This window comes from Aeromonas sp. FDAARGOS 1409, assembly GCF_019048705.1.
GTDB lineage: Bacteria > Pseudomonadota > Gammaproteobacteria > Enterobacterales > Aeromonadaceae > Aeromonas > Aeromonas sanarellii.
In genome coordinates, this window is sequence record NZ_CP077395.1 from 944,304 (window position 1) to 962,006 (window position 17,703).

20 protein-coding genes are annotated in these 17,703 nt (G+C 66.6%); 8 read left to right on the forward strand and 12 right to left on the reverse strand.

Annotation, left to right across the window (positions count from 1 at the left end; all coding sequences use genetic code 11):
* Nucleotides 1-256: 256 nt before the first annotated feature.
* Complete coding sequence (locus tag I6L39_RS04475; protein ID WP_216991146.1) at nt 257-1,168, forward strand: triacylglycerol lipase; 912 nt, start codon at nt 257-259, stop codon at nt 1,166-1,168.
* Nucleotides 1,165-1,920 carry a lipase secretion chaperone gene (locus I6L39_RS04480; RefSeq protein ID WP_216991147.1) on the forward strand — a complete coding sequence of 252 codons (756 nt, stop codon included), beginning with the start codon at nt 1,165-1,167 and terminating at the stop codon, nt 1,918-1,920. The genes I6L39_RS04475 and I6L39_RS04480 overlap by 4 nt, the downstream gene beginning before the upstream one ends.
* Nucleotides 1,921-1,971: 51 nt before the next feature.
* Here the strand turns inward: I6L39_RS04480 and I6L39_RS04485 are convergent, their stop codons facing one another.
* The 3 genes from I6L39_RS04485 to sgrR are packed head-to-tail and all read right to left on the reverse strand — an operon-like array spanning nt 1,972 to nt 4,886.
* On the reverse strand, nt 1,972-2,670 hold the full coding sequence (locus I6L39_RS04485) for a hypothetical protein (protein ID WP_216991148.1): 699 nt from the start codon (nt 2,668-2,670) through the stop codon (nt 1,972-1,974).
* Nucleotides 2,671-2,700: 30 nt separating this feature from the next.
* Nucleotides 2,701-3,096 carry a thioesterase family protein gene (locus tag I6L39_RS04490; RefSeq protein ID WP_042077546.1) on the reverse strand — a complete coding sequence of 132 codons (396 nt, stop codon included), beginning with the start codon at nt 3,094-3,096 and terminating at the stop codon, nt 2,701-2,703.
* 50 nt (nt 3,097-3,146) lie between these two features.
* A complete protein-coding gene (gene sgrR / locus I6L39_RS04495) occupies nt 3,147-4,886 on the reverse strand; it encodes an HTH-type transcriptional regulator SgrR (protein WP_216991149.1) in 1,740 nt (579 codons plus the stop codon).
* Nucleotides 4,887-4,986: 100 nt separating this feature from the next.
* Here sgrR and I6L39_RS04500 point away from each other — a divergent pair, with 100 nt between their 5' ends.
* The 3 genes from I6L39_RS04500 (at nt 4,987) to I6L39_RS04510 (ending at nt 7,306) form a co-directional block, all read left to right on the forward strand.
* Complete coding sequence (locus I6L39_RS04500; protein WP_216991150.1) at nt 4,987-5,163, forward strand: hypothetical protein; 177 nt, start codon at nt 4,987-4,989, stop codon at nt 5,161-5,163.
* Between the two features lie 138 nt (nt 5,164-5,301).
* Nucleotides 5,302-6,570 (forward strand): O-acetylhomoserine aminocarboxypropyltransferase/cysteine synthase family protein, encoded by a 1,269-nt coding sequence (locus tag I6L39_RS04505; protein WP_216991151.1) that lies wholly within the window; start codon nt 5,302-5,304, stop codon nt 6,568-6,570.
* 106 nt (nt 6,571-6,676) lie between these two features.
* A complete protein-coding gene (locus tag I6L39_RS04510; RefSeq protein ID WP_216991152.1) occupies nt 6,677-7,306 on the forward strand; it encodes a glutathione S-transferase family protein in 630 nt (209 codons plus the stop codon).
* A gap of 131 nt (nt 7,307-7,437) precedes the next feature.
* On the opposite strand, the gene I6L39_RS04515 is transcribed toward I6L39_RS04510, so the two are convergent.
* A complete protein-coding gene (locus tag I6L39_RS04515) occupies nt 7,438-8,613 on the reverse strand; it encodes an iron-containing alcohol dehydrogenase (RefSeq protein ID WP_216991153.1) in 1,176 nt (391 codons plus the stop codon).
* A gap of 191 nt (nt 8,614-8,804) precedes the next feature.
* On the opposite strand from I6L39_RS04515, the gene I6L39_RS04520 reads away from it, so the two are divergent.
* A complete protein-coding gene (locus I6L39_RS04520) occupies nt 8,805-9,389 on the forward strand; it encodes a phage major tail tube protein (RefSeq protein ID WP_216991154.1) in 585 nt (194 codons plus the stop codon).
* A gap of 102 nt (nt 9,390-9,491) precedes the next feature.
* Here the strand turns inward: I6L39_RS04520 and I6L39_RS04525 are convergent, their stop codons facing one another.
* The 4 genes from I6L39_RS04525 to I6L39_RS04540 all read right to left on the reverse strand — a co-directional run bounded on the left by I6L39_RS04525 (nt 9,492) and on the right by I6L39_RS04540 (nt 11,610).
* Complete coding sequence (locus I6L39_RS04525; RefSeq protein WP_042077531.1) at nt 9,492-9,920, reverse strand: hypothetical protein; 429 nt, start codon at nt 9,918-9,920, stop codon at nt 9,492-9,494.
* 194 nt (nt 9,921-10,114) lie between these two features.
* Nucleotides 10,115-10,861, reverse strand: a complete 747-nt coding sequence (locus I6L39_RS04530) for an SDR family oxidoreductase (RefSeq protein WP_216991155.1) — start codon at nt 10,859-10,861, stop codon at nt 10,115-10,117.
* A gap of 42 nt (nt 10,862-10,903) precedes the next feature.
* The gene (locus I6L39_RS04535; protein WP_216991156.1) at nt 10,904-11,140 is read right to left on the reverse strand and encodes a DUF3624 domain-containing protein; all 237 of its coding nucleotides are present in this window, start codon (nt 11,138-11,140) and stop codon (nt 10,904-10,906) included.
* Entirely contained in the window at nt 11,137-11,610 is a 474-nt protein-coding gene (locus tag I6L39_RS04540) for a GNAT family N-acetyltransferase (protein WP_216991157.1), read from the reverse strand. Before I6L39_RS04540 ends, I6L39_RS04535 begins: the two co-directional genes overlap by 4 nt.
* Nucleotides 11,611-11,796: 186 nt before the next feature.
* Here I6L39_RS04540 and I6L39_RS04545 point away from each other — a divergent pair, with 186 nt between their 5' ends.
* A complete protein-coding gene (locus I6L39_RS04545; RefSeq protein WP_216991158.1) occupies nt 11,797-13,236 on the forward strand; it encodes a RimK family protein in 1,440 nt (479 codons plus the stop codon).
* Nucleotides 13,237-13,293: 57 nt separating this feature from the next.
* On the opposite strand, the gene I6L39_RS04550 is transcribed toward I6L39_RS04545, so the two are convergent.
* From I6L39_RS04550 to I6L39_RS04560, 3 genes are all read right to left on the reverse strand, one after another.
* Nucleotides 13,294-14,910 carry an alpha-amylase family protein gene (locus tag I6L39_RS04550; protein WP_216991159.1) on the reverse strand — a complete coding sequence of 539 codons (1,617 nt, stop codon included), beginning with the start codon at nt 14,908-14,910 and terminating at the stop codon, nt 13,294-13,296.
* 125 nt (nt 14,911-15,035) lie between these two features.
* Nucleotides 15,036-15,308, reverse strand: coding sequence for a DUF2442 domain-containing protein (locus I6L39_RS04555; RefSeq protein ID WP_042077515.1), 273 nt, complete (start codon nt 15,306-15,308; stop codon nt 15,036-15,038).
* Between the two features lie 197 nt (nt 15,309-15,505).
* Nucleotides 15,506-15,976, reverse strand: coding sequence for an Lrp/AsnC family transcriptional regulator (locus I6L39_RS04560; RefSeq protein WP_042077514.1), 471 nt, complete (start codon nt 15,974-15,976; stop codon nt 15,506-15,508).
* 155 nt (nt 15,977-16,131) lie between these two features.
* Here I6L39_RS04560 and I6L39_RS04565 point away from each other — a divergent pair, with 155 nt between their 5' ends.
* Complete coding sequence (locus I6L39_RS04565) at nt 16,132-16,650, forward strand: tyrosine-protein phosphatase (RefSeq protein ID WP_216991160.1); 519 nt, start codon at nt 16,132-16,134, stop codon at nt 16,648-16,650.
* Between the two features lie 4 nt (nt 16,651-16,654).
* Here I6L39_RS04565 and metA read toward each other — a convergent pair whose 3' ends face one another.
* Entirely contained in the window at nt 16,655-17,605 is a 951-nt protein-coding gene (metA, locus tag I6L39_RS04570; RefSeq protein ID WP_042077510.1) for a homoserine O-succinyltransferase, read from the reverse strand.
* Between the last annotated feature and the right edge of the window lie 98 nt (nt 17,606-17,703).

Genomic DNA, 17,703 nt, shown 5'->3' on the forward strand with positions numbered 1-17,703 from the left:
ATCCACCCCTTCACCCAGGTTCCCGTCATGACTCGATCACTAAAATGATAATAATTATTATTTAAATTATCTGATGGACGGACACAAGCAATAGTTGGTGCGGCCTCTTTTTGCCCATATGGGTAGGGTTTTTCTGCAATCCCCGGTTTAGTGATCCCATCCACAGATGCATTTGAGTTCGACCACCATGCTAATGTCACCGGCATGAGGCCGGTCGCTGCCGGATGGGCAGCCGACTTTCACAAGGATGGTGAAGATGAAGAGATGGTTGTTGGTGCTCTTGTGCGCCCTGCCCATGCTAGGCCAGAGCGCGGGTTATACCCAGACTCGCTACCCCATAGTGCTGGTGCACGGGCTGTTCGGCTTCGACAAGCTGCTCGGAGTCGATTACTTCTACGGCATCCCCCAGGCCCTGACCCGGGATGGCGCCAGGGTCTACGTGGCCCAAGTCTCGGCGACCCAGAGCTCGGAGCTGCGCGGCGAGCAGCTGCTCAGGCAGGTGCAGCAGGTGATCGCCATCACGGGGGCGGAGAAGGTAAACCTCATCGGCCACTCCCACGGTGGCCCCACCATTCGCTACGTGGCCTCGGTCGCCCCCGAGCTGGTCGCCTCCGCCACCAGCGTGGGCGGGGTCAACCAGGGCTCTGAGATCGCCGACCTGGTGCGTGCCAAGGTGGCGCCGGGCTCGGCGGCAGAAACGCTGGCGGTGGCCGCAGCCTCGGCACTCTCCGGGGTCATCTCCCTGCTCTCCGGAGGCGCCGACCTCCCCCAGGATCCCCTCGCCTCCCTCGATGCCCTCACCAGCGCCGGCGCCCAGCGCTTCAACCAGCGCTATCCGGAGGGGCTCCCCAGCCAGCATTGTGGCGAAGGGCCCATGCTGGCCGCCAACGGTGTCTACTACTTCTCCTGGAGCGGGCGCGGCAACATGACCAATATCCTGGATCCGGTGGATCCGGCGCTGGCGCTGACCGGCACCTTCTTCGGCGAACCCAATGACGGCCTGGTCGGGGTCTGCAGCAGTCACCTCGGCAAGGTGATCGGCACCGATTACCGGATGAACCATCTGGACGAGGTGAACCAGTCGTTCGGCATCCACCACCTGTTCGATACCGACCCGGTGACCCTGTATCGCCAGCACGCCAACCGCCTGCAGAGGCTGGGGCTATGAGACGGCTCCTGCTGGTCAGCCTCTCCCTGGCCGCGGCCCTGCTGGGCACACTCCTGCTCTGGCCCGAACCTGCCCCTGATCTGGCGGCGGCCCCCGAGCAGGGGAGCCTGCGCCACCAGCTGACCCAGCGGCTGGCGCAGGGGGAGACGGGGGACGCAGACCCCATGCTCGCCCGCTACCGGCAGTTTCTGAGGGCGGAGGGTGGGCTGACGGTGCCGACGGATCCTGGCCTTGCCAGCCTGCAGCAGCTGTTCGACGAGCGCGAGCGACTGCGCCGACAGCACTTCTCCCCAGCCGAGCAGGAGCCACTGTTTGCCGAAGACAGGCTGATGGAGCAGTGGACCCTGAGGCGCAAGGCGCTGGCGGAGGCTGGCGATGCCGACAAGCCGCTGCTGGCCAGCGAACTAGAGCTCTGGCTGGCGGAGCAGCCCCAATGGTTTCGGGAGGCGGAGGCCAACGGCCGCCTGCTCGGGGATCTGCGGCGCCTGGAGCTGGTCGCGCCGGCCGAGCGCGACGCCGTGCTGCGGGAGCGGCTGGGGCCGGAGGCGGCGGATCGGCTGCACCAGCTGGCGCAGAGCCAGCAGGGGTTCGAGCGGCAACTGGCCGGCTACCTGGCGGAGCTGGCGCCGCTGCCTGCCGAGGCGCGGGCCGACCGGCAACCGGAGATACTGGCGCGCTGGTTCGAGCCAGCGCAGTGGCGGCGGGCGGAAGCCCTCGCCCGGCTCAGGCTGGGCGAATCGTCACCGCAATAAATAAAAAGGGGGCCCAGATCTGGGCCCCCTTGCTTCATGCTGCAACCGTACTTACAGCGGCTTGTTGGCGCCCGGCAGCGGCTGCCAGGTGAGGCGGGTCACCCGGGCGCCCTGCACCTCGCAGGTGAGGCAGAGATCCTGCCACCCCTTCTCCCGGCGCAGGGAGACCTCCCCCTCGATACCCTCGGCACTCGTCTTGAGCCTGGTCTGCTCGAAGGTCACCTTGTCTCCCCCGGCGAGCGCCATCAGCTTGCCGTTGCAGAGCCAGTGGGCGAGCTCGGCCCCCTTCAGCTTGACGCCCTTGGCGGCCTGCTCCTCGGCAGGGCTAGGCGCAAACAGCCTGCCCAGCTCGGCCGCCCGCCTGGTAAGCCAGGCCTCCCGCTGCTGCATGCTCATCTTGCTGACGAACTCCGCCGGCTGGCCCTTGTCGTCGAGCCACTGGGTCAGGGTGCCCTTGTCATCGAAGGCGAACTGGGCGGCGGGCTCCTTGACCCCGAACAGCTTGCCCCCCTTGAAGTAGTAGCGGCTCTCCCCCTCCTGCTTGCCCTGCTCGTTCAGAATGGGAACGGCGATGATGACGGGCTTGCCGTCGACCCAGGCCTTGATGTCGACGCCGTCGTGGCTGAACAGCCGGGTGTCGAGGGCGCCCTCGGCCCCCTTCTCCATCAGGGTGAACTGTTCGGCCAGGGTGGCGGCCAGGGAAGGCAGGGAGCAGAGTCCCAGCGTGAGAGCGATCAGGGTGTTGCGCATAGTTGTCCTGTGATGGGCCAGAAGGCCGGATTAACTCTCTACCAACCAGGCCCGCAGCCCCTCCCGGTGAGCCTCGCTCAGGGGGATGGACTGGCGGGTCCGGTAGTCAAAATGGATCAGGGTCGTCTCGGCGGTCACCGCCAGCTCGCCGCCCTGCCAGGCCTCCTGCCAGAGTGTGAAGGAGCTGGTGCCGATGCGGCGTACCCCGGTTTTGATCGACACCTGCTGGCCATAGAACAGCTCCCGTTTGAACTGCACCGTATAGCCCGCGATGATCAGATGCCAGTCGTGCACGTCCAGCTCGGGGGAGAAGAGGCGAAACAGCGGGTCGCGGGCCGATTCAAACCAGACCGCCGGCACCGTGTTGTTGATGTGGCCGAGGGCGTCCGTCTCTTGAAAACGGGGTTGGATCTGCATTTCCAGCATGGATGTCGACTCCTTGTCGTGGGACCGCGCACAGGCTAGCGCGCCCATCCTCAGGACTCAAGCATCCCGCGCTTCGGCTGAGAGCCCTCTCCGGTTTCCGGCGCCGCCATGCCCTGCTCGGGCCTTAGCCAGGCGCTGCGAAAATCGAACCAACCCAGGGCCGTCATCCGCACGCCGTGCACGCCGACCCGGCTCTCCAACTCCAGCCAGTGGTGGAACAGGGGCACGAACCAGCCCTGGCGTTGCACTTCGGCCAGCAGGGCGCGCGGGCCGGGCTCGACGCCGCTGGCACGCCACTGCGTCAATCCCTGCCACAGGGCCTGTCGTCCCCCCCACACCCGGCGCAGCAAGGGGGTGCCCTGGAGCCAGGCGTAGGGGGCGAAGGCGTGCTCGTGCTCCAGGTTGAGGGTGCCAAGCCAGAGATCCACGTCCTCGTCCACCCCACTCACCCAGCGGCCGTAATCCAGGGTGCGCACCTCGAGCGCGATACCCTGTTCTGCCAGCAGGCCGGCCATGGCGCCGGCGCACTCCTCAAACTCCAGGTGCTGGTTGAAGCAGGCCAGCACCAGCCGCTCCGGCAAACGGGTCGGCGTGGGCTCGGGGGCGGGCTGGGTCTCGCGCCAGTGGGGCAGCAGGCCCAGCGCGCTGGTCCAGCCCCGCTGCAGCTCGGGGGCGACCCGCGCCATCAGGGCGATGGGGTTGAACAGCCGGCTCAGCCACTGGCGCAGGGCAGGATCCTGCAGCAGGGGGGATCTGTCGTCCTGAAGCAGGAAGTAGCAGCCCGATTCGAGCTCGGACTCACCGCGCATGGTGCCGAGTTCCGGGCTGTCGCTACCGAGCCTCAGGTGGCTCTCCAGCCGATCCGCCAGCTCCGGCAGCATCCAGATGTCGATCTCGTCGAGCAGGGCCCGCAGGCCGAAGTAGTCGTCGAATGCCTCAAGGCACAGGTGCAGGGGATCGTTGGTGGTCACCCGATAGGGGCCTGTCCCCACCGGCTGCAGGGCAAAGCCCGGCTCCCCCTTGAGCTCGCGGGGCAGGATGGCGGCCACCGGCTCTGCCAGCAGGTGCGGCAGCAGGGGATCCGGGCTGTCAAGGTGCAGATCCAGGGTGCGCGGCCAGGGGCTCTCCAGCCGGGCGAGATGGGCAAACAAGGGGCGATCCCGCAAGGCCAGCAGGCTCTCCATCACGTCCTCCACCGCCAGCACGCGTCCGTGGTGGAAGCGCACCGCCGGCCTCAGGTAGAAGCGCCAGTGACAGGGGCCCAGGCACTCCCAGTGGTGGGCCAGATCCCCCTCGATTTCCCCATTTTCCTCATTTCGTCGGGTCAGGCCGTTGAAGATCTGGCGGCTCAGGTGCACCTCGGAGCGGCGCAGGGGGTCGGTGGGCAGCAGGCGCGGCAGCGGCCGGTAGTAAGGCACCCGCAGGATCTGGCGCCCCTCCCGGGTGGCCTGACCGAGCTGCTCGATGAGCAGCGGGGTGAGCAGGTCCAGCCGATCTTCCGCCAGCCGCACCGCCTGGGCGAGTTGGCCCTGGCTCAGCAGCTCCCGCAGCCGGCGGCGGGTCAGGCTCTCCTGGTTGTCCAGCAGGGTGAGGCGGGAGCGCCGCCCCCGTCCTGCCTCGGCCGACCAGTCGAGCCAGCCCTGCTCCTGCATGCGGCGCAGCAGCAGGCGGGCGTTGCGCGGGGTGCAGCAGAGCAGCTCCGCCACCTCGGCAAGGCTTGTCTCCCGTTCGTCGCCGCCAAGCTGCTGGGCGAGCCGTTGAAACTGCTGATAGAGGCGGCTGCTGGGCATAAAAGAGGAAATCCTTGTGAGAAAAGTCATCAGTTTTTACTTCCTCATTTTAGCTCAATACTGCTGGCGAACGTGAACACCACAGCACAGGAGCACCATCATGAGCCAAGCCGTCACCCCCAAGCCGAACCGGATCCAGCAGACCCTGCGCCGCTACTTCCTGCGGATCCTGCCCCGTCCCCTGACCCTGATCGAGGACCCCATGAGCCAGCTCAACCGCCTGATGCAGTGGGACATGCACCAGATAGACGACAGGAAGTATCGCCGCCGCCTCTGACCCCGCCCCGGACAGGCCCCATGGCCACCGCACCGTGCCGGCATTGCTTTACCGGATTGGGTGGTTTACATCGGCGCCGAGCCTGCTAGATTGGACGTCTATCCATCCATAATGGCGACATCCAACAAGGAGTGTGTGATGAAAGATGCGACCCTGGCCCTGCACCACGGCTTTGCCAACGACCCCACCACCAGGGCGGTGGCCGTGCCCATCTACCAGACGGTGGCCTACGAGTTCGAGAGCGCCCAGCACGGGGCGGATCTGTTCAATCTGGCGGTGCCGGGCAACATCTACACCCGCATCATGAACCCCACCAACGACGTGCTGGAACAGCGGATGGCCGCCCTGGAGGGGGGGATCGCCGGCCTGGTGGTCTCGGCGGGTTCCGCCGCCATCACCTACGCCATCCAGGCGCTGACCGCCGCCGGCGACAACATCGTCTCCACGCCCCAGCTCTACGGCGGCACCTACACCCTGTTTGCCCACATGCTGCCGAGCTTCGGGGTCGAGGTGCGCTTCGCCAGGGATGACAGCGCCGAGGCCATCGCCGCCCTCATCGACGACAGGACCAAGGCGGTCTATTGCGAGAGCATCGGCAACCCGGCGGGCAACATCGTCGACATCGCCGCCCTGGCCAAGGCCGCCCATGCCCGCGGCGTGCCGCTGATTGTCGACAACACGGTCGCCACTCCGGTCTTGTGCAAACCCATCGAACACGGCGCCGATATCGTGGTGCACAGCCTGACCAAATATGTCGGCGGCCACGGCAACTCCCTCGGCGGTGTCATCGTCGACTCGGGCAAGTTCCCATGGGCGGACCACGCCGCGCGCTTCCCCCAGCTCACCCAGCCCGAGCCCTCCTACCACGGGGTGGTCTATACGGAGGCCTTTGGGCCGGCGGCCTTCATCGGCCGGGTGCGCACAGTGCCGCTGCGCAATACCGGTGCGGCGCTCGCCCCCATGAACGCCTTCCTGCTGCTGCAGGGGTTGGAGACGCTCAGCCTGCGCATGGAGCGCCACGTGGACAACGCCCTGCGGGTCGCCCATCACCTCAAACATCACCCCAAGGTGGCCTGGGTCAGCTACGCCGGCCTGCCGGGCCACCCCCACTACCCGCTGGCGGAGAAGTACATGGCCGGCCGCCCCTCGGCTATCCTCTCCTTCGGTCTGAAGGAGGGCTACGAGGCGGGGGTGCGCTTCTACGATGCCCTGAAAATCTTCAAGCGGCTGGTCAACATCGGGGATGCCAAGTCCCTGGCCTGCCACCCCGCCTCCACCACCCATCGCCAGCTGAGCGAAGAGGAGCAGGCCAAGGCAGGGGTCAAGCCGGAAATGATCCGGCTGTCGGTGGGGATCGAGGCCATCGAGGACATACTGGCGGACCTGGATCAGGCGCTGGAGGCCTGAGCCAGCAGCAGAGCGGGGGCAGCCCCGCTCTTTTCTTCTGTGAGCCGGTGAACCAGTTTCAGTACCGGCGCGTATCATGCCCTTCCGTCACCCCGTCGAGGTTTTCATGATAGTCCTGCACCACCTGAACAAATCCCGCTCCCAGCGCATCATCTGGCTGCTCGAAGAGTTGGGCCTGCCCTACCGGATCCAGGCCTACCAGCGCGATGCCGCCACCTTCATGGCGCCCCCCGAGCTCAAGGCCATCCACCCCCTCGGCAAGTCACCTGTCATCGAGTTTGACGGCCGGGTGCTGGCGGAATCCGGTGCCATCACCGAATACCTGATCGCCCGCCACGCCCCCGAGCGGCTGGCGCCGGCCCCCGACAGCCCGGAGTATCCCGAATATCTGCAGTGGCTCCACTTCGCCGAGAGCTCCGGCATACTGCCGCTGCTGCTCGACATCTTCGTGCGAAAGGATGGCAGCCCGATGCGCTTCCTGCCGGGCTACGCCAGGGCCGAGTGCGCCAAGGTGCTGGGCTACCTCGATGAGGTGTTGGCGAGCCGCCGCTACCTGGTGGCCGATCGCCTCACCGGCGCCGACATCCTGAACTCCTTCCTGGTGGACCTGCTGGCCCAGAACGGCCAGCTGGCGCACTTCCCCCACCTGCAGGCCTACTGGCAGCGGCTCAACACCCACCCGGCCCGCCAGAAGGCGGCGGCGCTGGAGCGCGAGCTGGACCAGAGCGCCGAATAAGCGGCTGTGCGACAGGCAACACCATGCAAAACGCCCCGATGATCGGGGCGTTTTTTCGTTGATCAGCCAGTGATCAGAGGGTGTGGAAGAGGATCCACGCCACTATGGTTGCCAGGCGCTGGCCCCCTGACTTAAAGCGCGTGGGAAAGGATCCTGGCTACCTTGTCGGGGTCGATGTCCTGCTGCTCCCCAAGCGCCGTCAGGCCGAAGCGCTTGAGGTTGGAGCAGATCCCCGGGATGCAGCGCGCATCCAGGCCGTAGTCGGCGAGCCGGGTGCCCACCCCCATCTGCCGGAAGAACTGCTCGGTGCGGATAATCGCCTCCTCGATGCGCAGCGCCCTGTCCTCGCGGCCGGAGTGCCATACCCGCTCGGCGAACTGAGCCAGCTTCTCCTGCTTCTGGGATGCCTGCTCGCGCAGCAACGAGGGCAGCACCACCGCCAGACTCTGGGCATGATCCAGCCCGTGCAGGGCGGTGAGCTGGTGACCGATGGCGTGGGTGGACCAGTCCTGCGGCACGCCGCGCCCGATGAGGCCGTTGAGCGCCAGGCTGGCCGCCCACATCAGGTTGGCGCGCACCTGGTAGTTGGCGGGCTCCGCCAGCGCCCGCGGGCCGTTGTCCACCAGCACCTGCAACAGCCCTTCCGCCAGTCGGTCCTGCACCTCGCCCCCCACCGGGAAGGTGAGGTACTGCTCGATGATGTGAACGAAGGCATCCACCACCCCGTTGCCCACCTGGCGCGGCGGCAGGCTGTAGGTGGTAGTGGGATCCAGCACCGCAAACACCGGCTGCACCAGCGGGTTCATGAAGGAGAGCTTGGCCTCCCCACGGCTCACCACCGCGGCCGGGTTGCTCTCCGAACCGGTAGCCGGCAGGGTCAGCACGCAGCCGAGCGGCAACGCCGCCTCGACGGGGGCCTTGTGCAGCAGGATCTCCCAGGGGTCCGCCCCTTCGAAGCAGGCCGCGGCGGCCACGAACTTGCTGCCATCCACCACGGAACCACCGCCGACCGCCAGCAGGAAGTCGATGTGCTCGCGCTTGACCAGGGCCACCGCCTCCATCAGCTGATCGTACTGGGGGTTGGCGCCGATGCCGGGAAACTCCTGCCACTCCCGCCCCGCCAGCGCCTGGGTCAGCTGCTCATAGACCCCGTTCCGCTTGATGCTGCCGCCGCCGTAGAGCACCAGCAGGCGGCTGCCGGCCGGGATCAGTTCGGGCAGCCTGGCGATCTGGCCCTCGCCGAAACAGACGCGGGTGGGGTTGGCATATTGGAAGTTGTACACGGCAGAGCCCTCGGTTGAATGCATGCAGGGGGATTGTGCGCCCGCCGTGCCACCAGGTCAAAACGAGAGCGCGCCGTCAAAACGGCGATGACCTGCATCCGGCATGATGGTACTCAGGTGCGACTTTGCTATGTTGGTAGCGGGGAGCGGCGTGTCGCCCTTCCCGCCGTCATGACCCCTCTCGGGGTCCCGTTCCCAGCCACAGGGTCTCAATCATGAAACTGAAGCACGCATGGATTGCCGGAGCGCTCGCCCTCTGCACTCATCCCCTGATACAGGCCGCCCAGGTGACCACCAATGTGGCGGTCACCCCGGGCCAGGCCAGCCTGGCAGAAGAGCTGACCGCCGAAGCCACGGTGACCGCCATCGACCTGGCCAGCCGCAAGGTCAGCCTCAAGAACGCCGAAGGCAAGGCGTTCGATCTGGTCGCCGGGGAAGAGGTGGCCAACCTCCAGAACCTCAAGGTGGGGGACGTAGTGGCCTTGCGATACCTGCAACTGCTGGATCTGACGCTGCTCAAGGGCACCGCCGGGGTGAGAAAGCGGGTGGTGGAAGTGGAAGGGGGCAAGGCCGCTCCGGGAGAACAACCGGCGGCGGGCGCCGGCATGCAGGTGACCATCTATGCGGACGTCATCGACGTCGACAAGGCGCAGCAGACCATCAGGGTCAAGGGGGTGGACAAGACCCTCAGCATCCAGGTGAAGGATCCGGCCCAGTTCGCCCTGATCGCCAAGGGGGATCAGATCAAGGCGGTGCAGACCACGGCCATCGCCATCGGGATAGCGCCGAAACAGCCCTGATCCCCCCTGGGCAGGGAGGGCCGCGACCCTCCCTGCTTTATCCGGCCCGGCGCCCCCAGGAGCTCGACGCCTTGTCCCCTGGCGCCAGCCTTGCCAATCCCGTCACGCCTGAACGGGCGACGACTTGCCGGTGAGGCGATCCATGGCCGCCTTGAGCATGGCATCGCGCTGCTCGGTGAGCCCTTGGGTCTGACTCTCCCGTTCCTCGTCCGAGAGCGTCTTGTCGTCGGCCAGGCGCTTGATCTGGCTCTCGAGATCGTCAAATTTCTTGCGATCGAAGCCCAGGGCCTTGTCCACCATCTGCTGCACCCGCGCATCCTTGACGCCGCCGGTCAGGGCCGCACTCTTGCCATTCCTGGCCAGATGCTCATAGGTGAGGGCCTGCTGCGCCTTGCCGGTCAGCGCCTGGCTGGAGAGACTGACCTGCTGAGACCAGCCGCTCTGCTTGTCGTCGCTGTCGCCAAGGGTGGCCAGGGCACGGCTCTGGGACGCACTCTGGGCGAGCTGCTGACCATAGGGTTTGATATCCATGAAGACTCCACGCTGACTGCCGGTCGCACCGGACTTTGGGGCCCCTCGCCCCGCCATGGCCAGGGTGCAGCAAATTGCGGGCCAACTTGAGTAGCGCGCGCCAGACAACCCAGGGCGACGGCACCCGGCAGCGGCGCCATAAAAAGAGGCGCCGAAGGGCGCCTCTCTTGGGTTGGTGAATCACCAGACCGGCCTCAGCGGCGGCTGATATGCAGCGGGCCGAAGGTCTGGGCCACCGGCATGATCTCGATGCTGTTGATGTTGACGTGGGCGGGCTGCTCGCTGATCCAGAGCACGGTATTGGCGATATCCTCCGGCTGGATGGCATGCACCCCCTGGTAGACGGTGGCTGCCTTGGCATCGTCCCCGTGGAAGCGCACGTTGGAGAACTCGGTGCCGCCGCACAGGCCGGGCTCCACGTTGGTGACACGCACCGCCGTGCCCGCCAGATCGGCGCGCAGGTTGAGGCTGAACTGCTTCACGAAGGCCTTGGTCGCGCCGTAGACGTTGCCACCCGGATAGGGGTAGGTGCCGGCGATGGAGCCGATGTTGATGACGTGGCCGCGGTTGCGCGCCACCATGCCCGGCAGCAGCAAGCGGGTGATCAGGGTGAGGCCGCTGACGTTGGTGGCGATCATCTGCTCCCAGTCCTCGAGATCTGCCTTGTGGGCGGGCTCCAGCCCCAGGGCCAGACCGGCGTTGTTGACCAGCAGATCCACCTCCTGCCAGGCGGCCGGCAGCCCGGCGATGGCGGCATGGGTAGTGGCCTTGTCCTGCACGTCGAACACCAGGGGCAGGAACTGCTCGCCCAGCTCCTCGGCCAGGGCGGCCAGCCGTTCGGCGCGGCGACCCGTGCCGATCACCCGATGGCCGGCACTCACCAGCAGACGGCTGATGGCCTCACCAAAGCCGGACGAGGCGCCCGTTACCATTGCAATCATGTGAACCTCCATTGTTATTTGTCTTCTTGAAAAATCAGCACCTTATCTGTCTCGCTTCGCCAGCTTGCGCCATGCAAAGGCCGCCAGATGCAGCAGGAAGAGACCCGAGCCCCCGAGCGCAAACAGCAGGCCGGTCAGGGCGTTGACCGAGGTGTTGGCGCCGCACCACCACCAGACCAGCCAGCCGACGACCCCGGTGAGAAGGGTCTGGACGGCGCAGACCGGGCAGCGCCCCAGCCTGGCCCTGATGGCCGTGGCCAGGCAATCCTCGCAGCTCATGATGGGTCCTGCCCCTCGTCATCCAGCACCAGCACCAGGCGGTGGGCATGCTGGCCGGGCCCGTAGTAGTCCGGCAGCCGTAGCCTTGGGCGAAACCCCAGCCCCTGATAGAGGGTTCTGGCCTCGAGGTTGGCGTCGGCGACTTCGAGCCGGATGGTCCCCCACCCCGCCTCGCGGCCTTCCCGGATCACCTGCTCCAGCAGGCGGCGTGCCCAGCCCTGGCGGCGCACCGTCCAGCGGATGGCGAGGGTCTGGATGATGAGGCGATCCCAGCCTTTGTGCTCCAGCACGCTCAAATAGCCCATCACCTGCGCCTTCTCGTCTTGCAGCAGCAGGGTGCGCCCCTTGGCCTGATTGAGCAGATAGTGCCAGCGGCTGCGGCCGAAGGCGACCTCGGGGGGAAAGCAGTAGCGTTCCAGCTTCACGATGGCGCCCAGATCGTCGGTTCGGGCGACGCGCACGGTCAACACGGGGAGTCCTTGTTCGGTTATTTATCCTCAGCACCAGAAATGCGACTTGTATCACAAGTTACCAAGGCAGAATATTAGGCACTGTAACCTCTTGTTTCCCCTCGCGCCATTGTCGTGCTTGTCGGTGCATCGAAGCCCACTGGGGATACTGCCGTTTCTGGCAGCCCTTTCTGTGGAGCCGAAAATATGAGTACCTATGTCATCGTCGAGGAGCCGGGCGACTGGCCCTGCCATGCCGACTATCTGCTGACCGCCCGCACCTACCTGCAGCACGGCCTGCCCACCACAGGCGGCCGCCCCCGCATCATCAACCTCTGCCGCTCGCTGGAACACCTGAGCGCCGGCTACTACTGCTCCCTGCTGGCCCAGGCCCGCGGCCACCACTGCCTGCCGGGATTGCAGGCCATCAGCCGGCTGCAACCCCAGCAGCCCCCCGCCAAGCTCTGGCGCAAGCTGCAGGGCTGGCTGGCCCAGCAGAGCGAGGACAGGATCCGGGTGCGCGCCATCTTCGGCCAGTGCGAGCAGAGCGAGCTGGCGGGGCTGGCCCGCTACTACTACGGCCTGAGCCAGCTGCCGCTGCAGGAGCTGACCCTCAAACGCGGCCGCCACGGCTGGTCGGTGCGCCAGCAGGAGAGCCTGTCACCGCTGGCGCTGAGCCCGAGCGAGAAGGCGCTGATGGTGCAGCACGCCCAGGCCCTGGCCGGTGCGGAGGACGAGGGGCAGGCAGCGCCGCGCTACCAGCTCGCCATCCTGGTGGATCAGGGGGATGGTCGCGCCAGCAGCGATGCCCTGGCGCTCGAGCGTTTCATCGAGGCGGCCGCCGCCCAGGGGATCCGGGCCGAGATCCTGGCCCCCTCGGCCATCGAGCGGCTGCCGGAGTTCGACACCCTCTGGCTGCGCGCCGAGACCGCGGTGGGCCACTACACCTTCGAATTTGCCCGCCGTGCCGAGCAGCTCAAGATGCCGGTGATCGACAGCTCCCGCGCCATCCTGGCCTGCAGCAACAAGCTCTACCTCTACGAGCTGATGGTGCGCAGCGGCGTCCCCATGCCCCCCACCATGGTGGTGACCCGGCGCGGCCGCCAGCACGTGGACGAGCTGGTGCAGCGCCTCGGCCTGCCACTGATGGTGAAGATCCCCGACGGCGCCCAGGGGCGGGATCTCGCCATGGCCAGCGACGAGCAGCAGCTCGCCCGTCTGCTGGACGAGGGGCTGGCCCGCTCCGCCCTGCTGCTGGTGCAGAGCCGCATCCCCGCCGAGTTCGACTGGCGCATCGGCTTCCTCGACGGCTCGCCACTGTTCGCCTGCCGCCGCTACCGGCCCGAGCCCGGCAACCGCATCCGCCGCCGCAAGCACCCCCTCGACATGAGCCGGATCGAGGCGCTGCCCCTTAGCGAGGTGCCGGAGCGGGTGCTGCAGACCGCCCGCCGCGCCGTCCACCAGCTCGGCAACGGCCTGTTCGGGGTGGATCTGCGCCAGCAGGGCCAGGGCTGCGTGCTGCTGGAGATCATCGACAACCCCTGGATCCGGGGCGACATCGAAGACAGGGAGGCAAAGGACCTCTACGAGCGCCTCGCCCGGGCCTTCCGCCTGCGGCTGGAGAACCGGGGGCAGGGCGCCTCCTGACCCGCCAGAAACAGGAAGGGCCCCGTAACGGGGCCCTCTTCATTGCCGGGACAGGCGTCATTGCAGCAACAGGAAGCGACCGGTCAGGGGCGGCAAGTCCACCGTCAGGCTGCTGCTCCCCAGGGTCAGGCGCTCGCCGCTCTGCAGATCCACCAGGGCGCTGCCACTGCGCAGCTTGGCCAGGGGCAGGCTGTAGCTCTGGGGCGTGCTGGAGACGTTGAGCAGGTAGACGATCTGCTCGCTCGCCGTCTGCTTGAGATCGCCGTAGACGCTGCCGTCCGCCACCAGCTTGACCCGCTCCCCCTGATAGAGGGCGGGATGCTTGGCGCGCAGGGCCAGCAGCTCGCTCAGCCACTGCTTGAGCTCGGCCTGCTCGCCGCTCGGGACGAAGCCGGTGACACCGGGCACCTTGCCGTCGCTGCGGGCCACGTGATCGTCGCACAATCCCTGGGCCGCACAGTCACCGCTCACCTGGGCAGCAAAGCCCGGCACCTCGTCGCCAAACTCCTCGCCGTAGTAGAGGGTAATGGGGCCGGAGCGGGCCGCCAGGAAGCTGAAGGCCGCCTTGTGGCGCTGCCAGTAGTCCGCCCCATTGAAGTTGCCACGCTCCAGCAGATCGCCGAAGCGCACCAGATCGTGGTTGCCCAGCATCAGGTTCGGCATGGCGTGATTGGGGTAGTTCTCCACCTTGTTCCAGCTGGCATCGAGCACGCTGGCCCCCTGCCCGCCCTTGCCGGACTCCTCCACCGCCAGCGCCTGCACCAGGCCGTAGCGCAGCGGGAAGTCGAACGCCGAGGAGAGCGCCGGGTTGTCGCTCGAGCCATAGGCCTCGTTGCGGATGTCGTCGGCCCCCTTCCACACCTCCCCCACCATGTAACCGAGTGTGCCCCACTGCAGGCCGGCGGCCTTGCGTGCCGCGCTGGCCTGCTCCACCTCGGTGCGAATGGCGCGCCAGTCGTCGAGGCCGAGCTGATAGGCCTGATCGAGGCGCCAGCCGTCGATGCCGTACTGCTCGATCCAGTAGCGGGCCACCTCCTTGAAGTAGGCCAGGCTCTCGGGCTGGCTGTAGTCCACCAGCTGGCCCGGGTAGCCGGCGCCACCGCTCTTGAGGGCGGGCAGGCGACCCTCCGGCGAGGGCTTGCTCACCCCTACCTTGTTGACGTGGCCGAACACCCCGTCGAGGAAGACATGGAGCCCGCGCTGGTGGGCCGCGTCCACCAGGGTCTTGAGCTGGGCGTTGCTGCCGAAGTTGGGATCCACGTTGAAGAAGTCGCAGGCGAAGTAGCCGGTCGCGTCCAGCCGGTCGTCCCCGGCCTGGCCGGCGCAGGAGTCGAACACCGGGGTGAGCCAGATGGCGTTGACGTTGAGGCTCTTGATGTGGTCCAGGCTGTCGATGATCCCCTGCAGATCGCCGTTGTGCCGGGAGGGGCCGTAGCCGACGCCGTAGTTGGCGCTGCCGTCGCCATCGACGAAGGACTCCACCATCACCTGGTAGGTGCGCAGGTTGCAGGCCGGCTGATCATCCCCGTAACAGGCGCGGGCTGCAGCCGGGGGGTCAGGATTGACCACCGGTGGCTCGGTCTCGGTGCTGGAGCCACCGCCCCCGCTGCCGCAAGCCGTCAGTAACAGGGCGGCCCCGATCAGGCCGCCACGACGTAACGTTCCTTGTTTCATTGTTATCTTCCCGCTGTGGTGGTGTCGGCGCAAAAGGCGCCGCCTTTGAGGCCATGATAACGGCCGGAGCAGAGCGGGTCTGTGACTGAAAACGTTACCTGCCTCAACGAGTTAGCAGGCCACGCTCAATGCGCATTGCGATCGTGGAAGGCGTCGCGCTCGTCGATGGGCAGGATCAGGTGATAGACCTCCTGGGCCGAGAGGGTGCAACCTGCGGGCCACTCCAGCTGGTGGCGGCGATTGATGAAGACCCGGGCGAAGCGTCGCTCGGTGTCGATGGCGGCAAACAGCGGCTGGTGGCGCCAGGGGGTCAGATCCAGTACGCCCGTGACGCCGTCGGAGAGCACCACGAACAGGCACCATCCCCGCAGATATTCCACATCGATAAAGACCGGCATCCCTTCGGCTCCGATTGAGAAATTCGGCGCCATTATAGGCAAGCAACCCTCCCCGCTTTGCCGGGAGGATCACAGTTTTTTCAGCCGTTTATCTCGTAGTGGCCCGGGCTGGCCCCGGATCCGCCCGTTCCGGCTGCCGCCGGAGGCAGGTCAGGCCACCTCGCGCACCTTCACCCCTCGCCATGGACGAAGGAGACTCAGGCATGGGGGAAGCAGGGCAGGGAGCGGCTGAACCTGTGCTCGAACACCAGGGAGGTCTCGAGGTGCACCACCTCTTCGCGGGAGGTGAAGTGGTCGAACACGAAGTTGCGCAGGTGCTCGGTGTCGGAGACGCACAGGTGCACCAGGAAGTCATCCTTGCCGCCCATGTGGAACAGGCTGATCACCTCGGGCAGCGCCAGGATGGCGTCGCGAAACGCATCGATGATCTGGCGGCTGTGGCGCGCCAGCTGCAACGAGACCATGGCCTGGATATGGCCGCCCAGGGCCTGGTAGTCCACCTCGCAGTGCGCCCCCTTGAGCACCCCGTCCTGCTGCAGCTTGCGCACCCGCTCCAGGCAGGTGGACGGCGCCACCCCGACCAGGGCCGCCAAGTCCTTGTTGGTCATGCCCGCATCGCGAAACAGATGGGCCAGGATGTCCAAGTCCAGTTGATCCAGGTTTCTCATCTCTACTCCTTCCATCGCTCGATTTTTTTAGACTCTGCCCGTAAACCGGGACGAACACAACGCGGATTGACATCGCCCCCGGCGCCCCTATGCTGTGCCGCACCCCAGCGGGAGGCCAAGCCATCCCGCCTATCCCAGCCACCACGAGGACCCCCATGCTCAGTGCCCACCCCTTCTGGAGCCTGGAGGTGTTGCGCCTCGACGGCCAGCTGTTGCTCACCCCCTGCCCCGGCAGCCAGCAGGTCCCCATGGAACAGGCTCTGGCCCAGTTGCAGCTGGCCGGTGCCGGCGGAGTGCTCACCCTGATGACGCAGGCCGAGCTGGCCGACCTCGGCATGGGAACACTCGGCTCACGGGTGGAGGCCAGAGGCATGGGCTGGTTCCACCTGCCCGTCGCGGACGACCAGGCCCCTGACGACGCCTTCGAACGGGCCTGGCCCAGGGTGTTGCCCGAGCTGCTCGCCCTGCTGCGGGAGGGGCGCCACCTGGCCATTCACTGTCACGGGGGGAGCGGTCGCACCGGGCTGGCGGCGGCCCTGCTGCTGATGAGCCAGGGCCAGCCCCAGCAGGAGGCCATGGCCTGCATCCGGGCCAGGCGGCCCCGCGCCTTCACCCTGGCCAGCCACCGCCACTGGCTCGACACCCGGGGACGGCGGCTGGCCGGGGCCGACTGAGGCGTTACTGCCCCTTGGGCTGCTGGTAGGTGAACACCTTGCCGATGTCTTCCACCCTGTAGCTGGTCAACTGATAGACGTAGTAGTTGAGCCAGTTGGAAAACAGCAGGTGACCGTGGCTGCGCCAGGTGGCGCGCGGGGTCTGGTCCGGGTCGTTGTCCGGGTAGTAGTTGACCGGCACCACAGGGGAGAGGCCGGCCGCCAGATCCCGCCGGTACTCGCCGTCCAGGGTCAGGGCATCGTATTCCGGGTGACCGGTGACGAACACCTGGCGGCAATCCTTGGTCGCCGCCAGATAGACCCCCGCCTCCTCGGACTCGGCGAAGATCTGCAGATCGGTGTGGGCACGGATGAGATCCCCGTCGAACGCCGCGTAGCGGGAGTGGGGGGCGACGAACTCGTCGTCGAAGCCGCGCAGCAGCGGCTCGTGCTCGTCGAGACGGTGGTGACGATAGACCCCGGAGAGCTTCTCGCCGTGGGTCTGCTTCTCCATGCCATAGAGCGCCTTGAGCGCCGCCTGCACCGCCCAGCACAGGAACAGGGTGGAGGTCACGTGCTGATGGGACCACTCGATGATCTCGACGATGCGGGGCCAGTAAATCACCTCCTCGAACTCCACCAGCCCGAGCGGCGCCCCCGTGATGATCATGCCGTCGTAGTTGTTGCCGCGCACCTGTTCGAAGTCGTGATAGAAGTTCTCCAGGTGCGCCTGGGGCGTGTTTTTCGACTCCCGATCGTCGATGCGCAGCAGATCCACGTCCACCTGCAACGGCGAGTTGGAGAGCATTCGCATCAGCTGGATCTCGGTCTCGATCTTCTTGGGCATCAGGTTGAGGATGAGCACCCGCAGCGGGCGGATGTTCTGGGTGACGGCCCGGGATTCCGTCATCACGAAGATGTTCTCCTGCCCCAGCACTTCGGCGGCGGGCAACTGGTCCGGGATCTTGATCGGCATGCTGACTCCCTGTACTGCATCGGTAAATATGTCTGGACATCTAGAAGCCTATAATAAAGCGCTCATCCTGTCATCAGATACCTTTTGTATTCACCCCG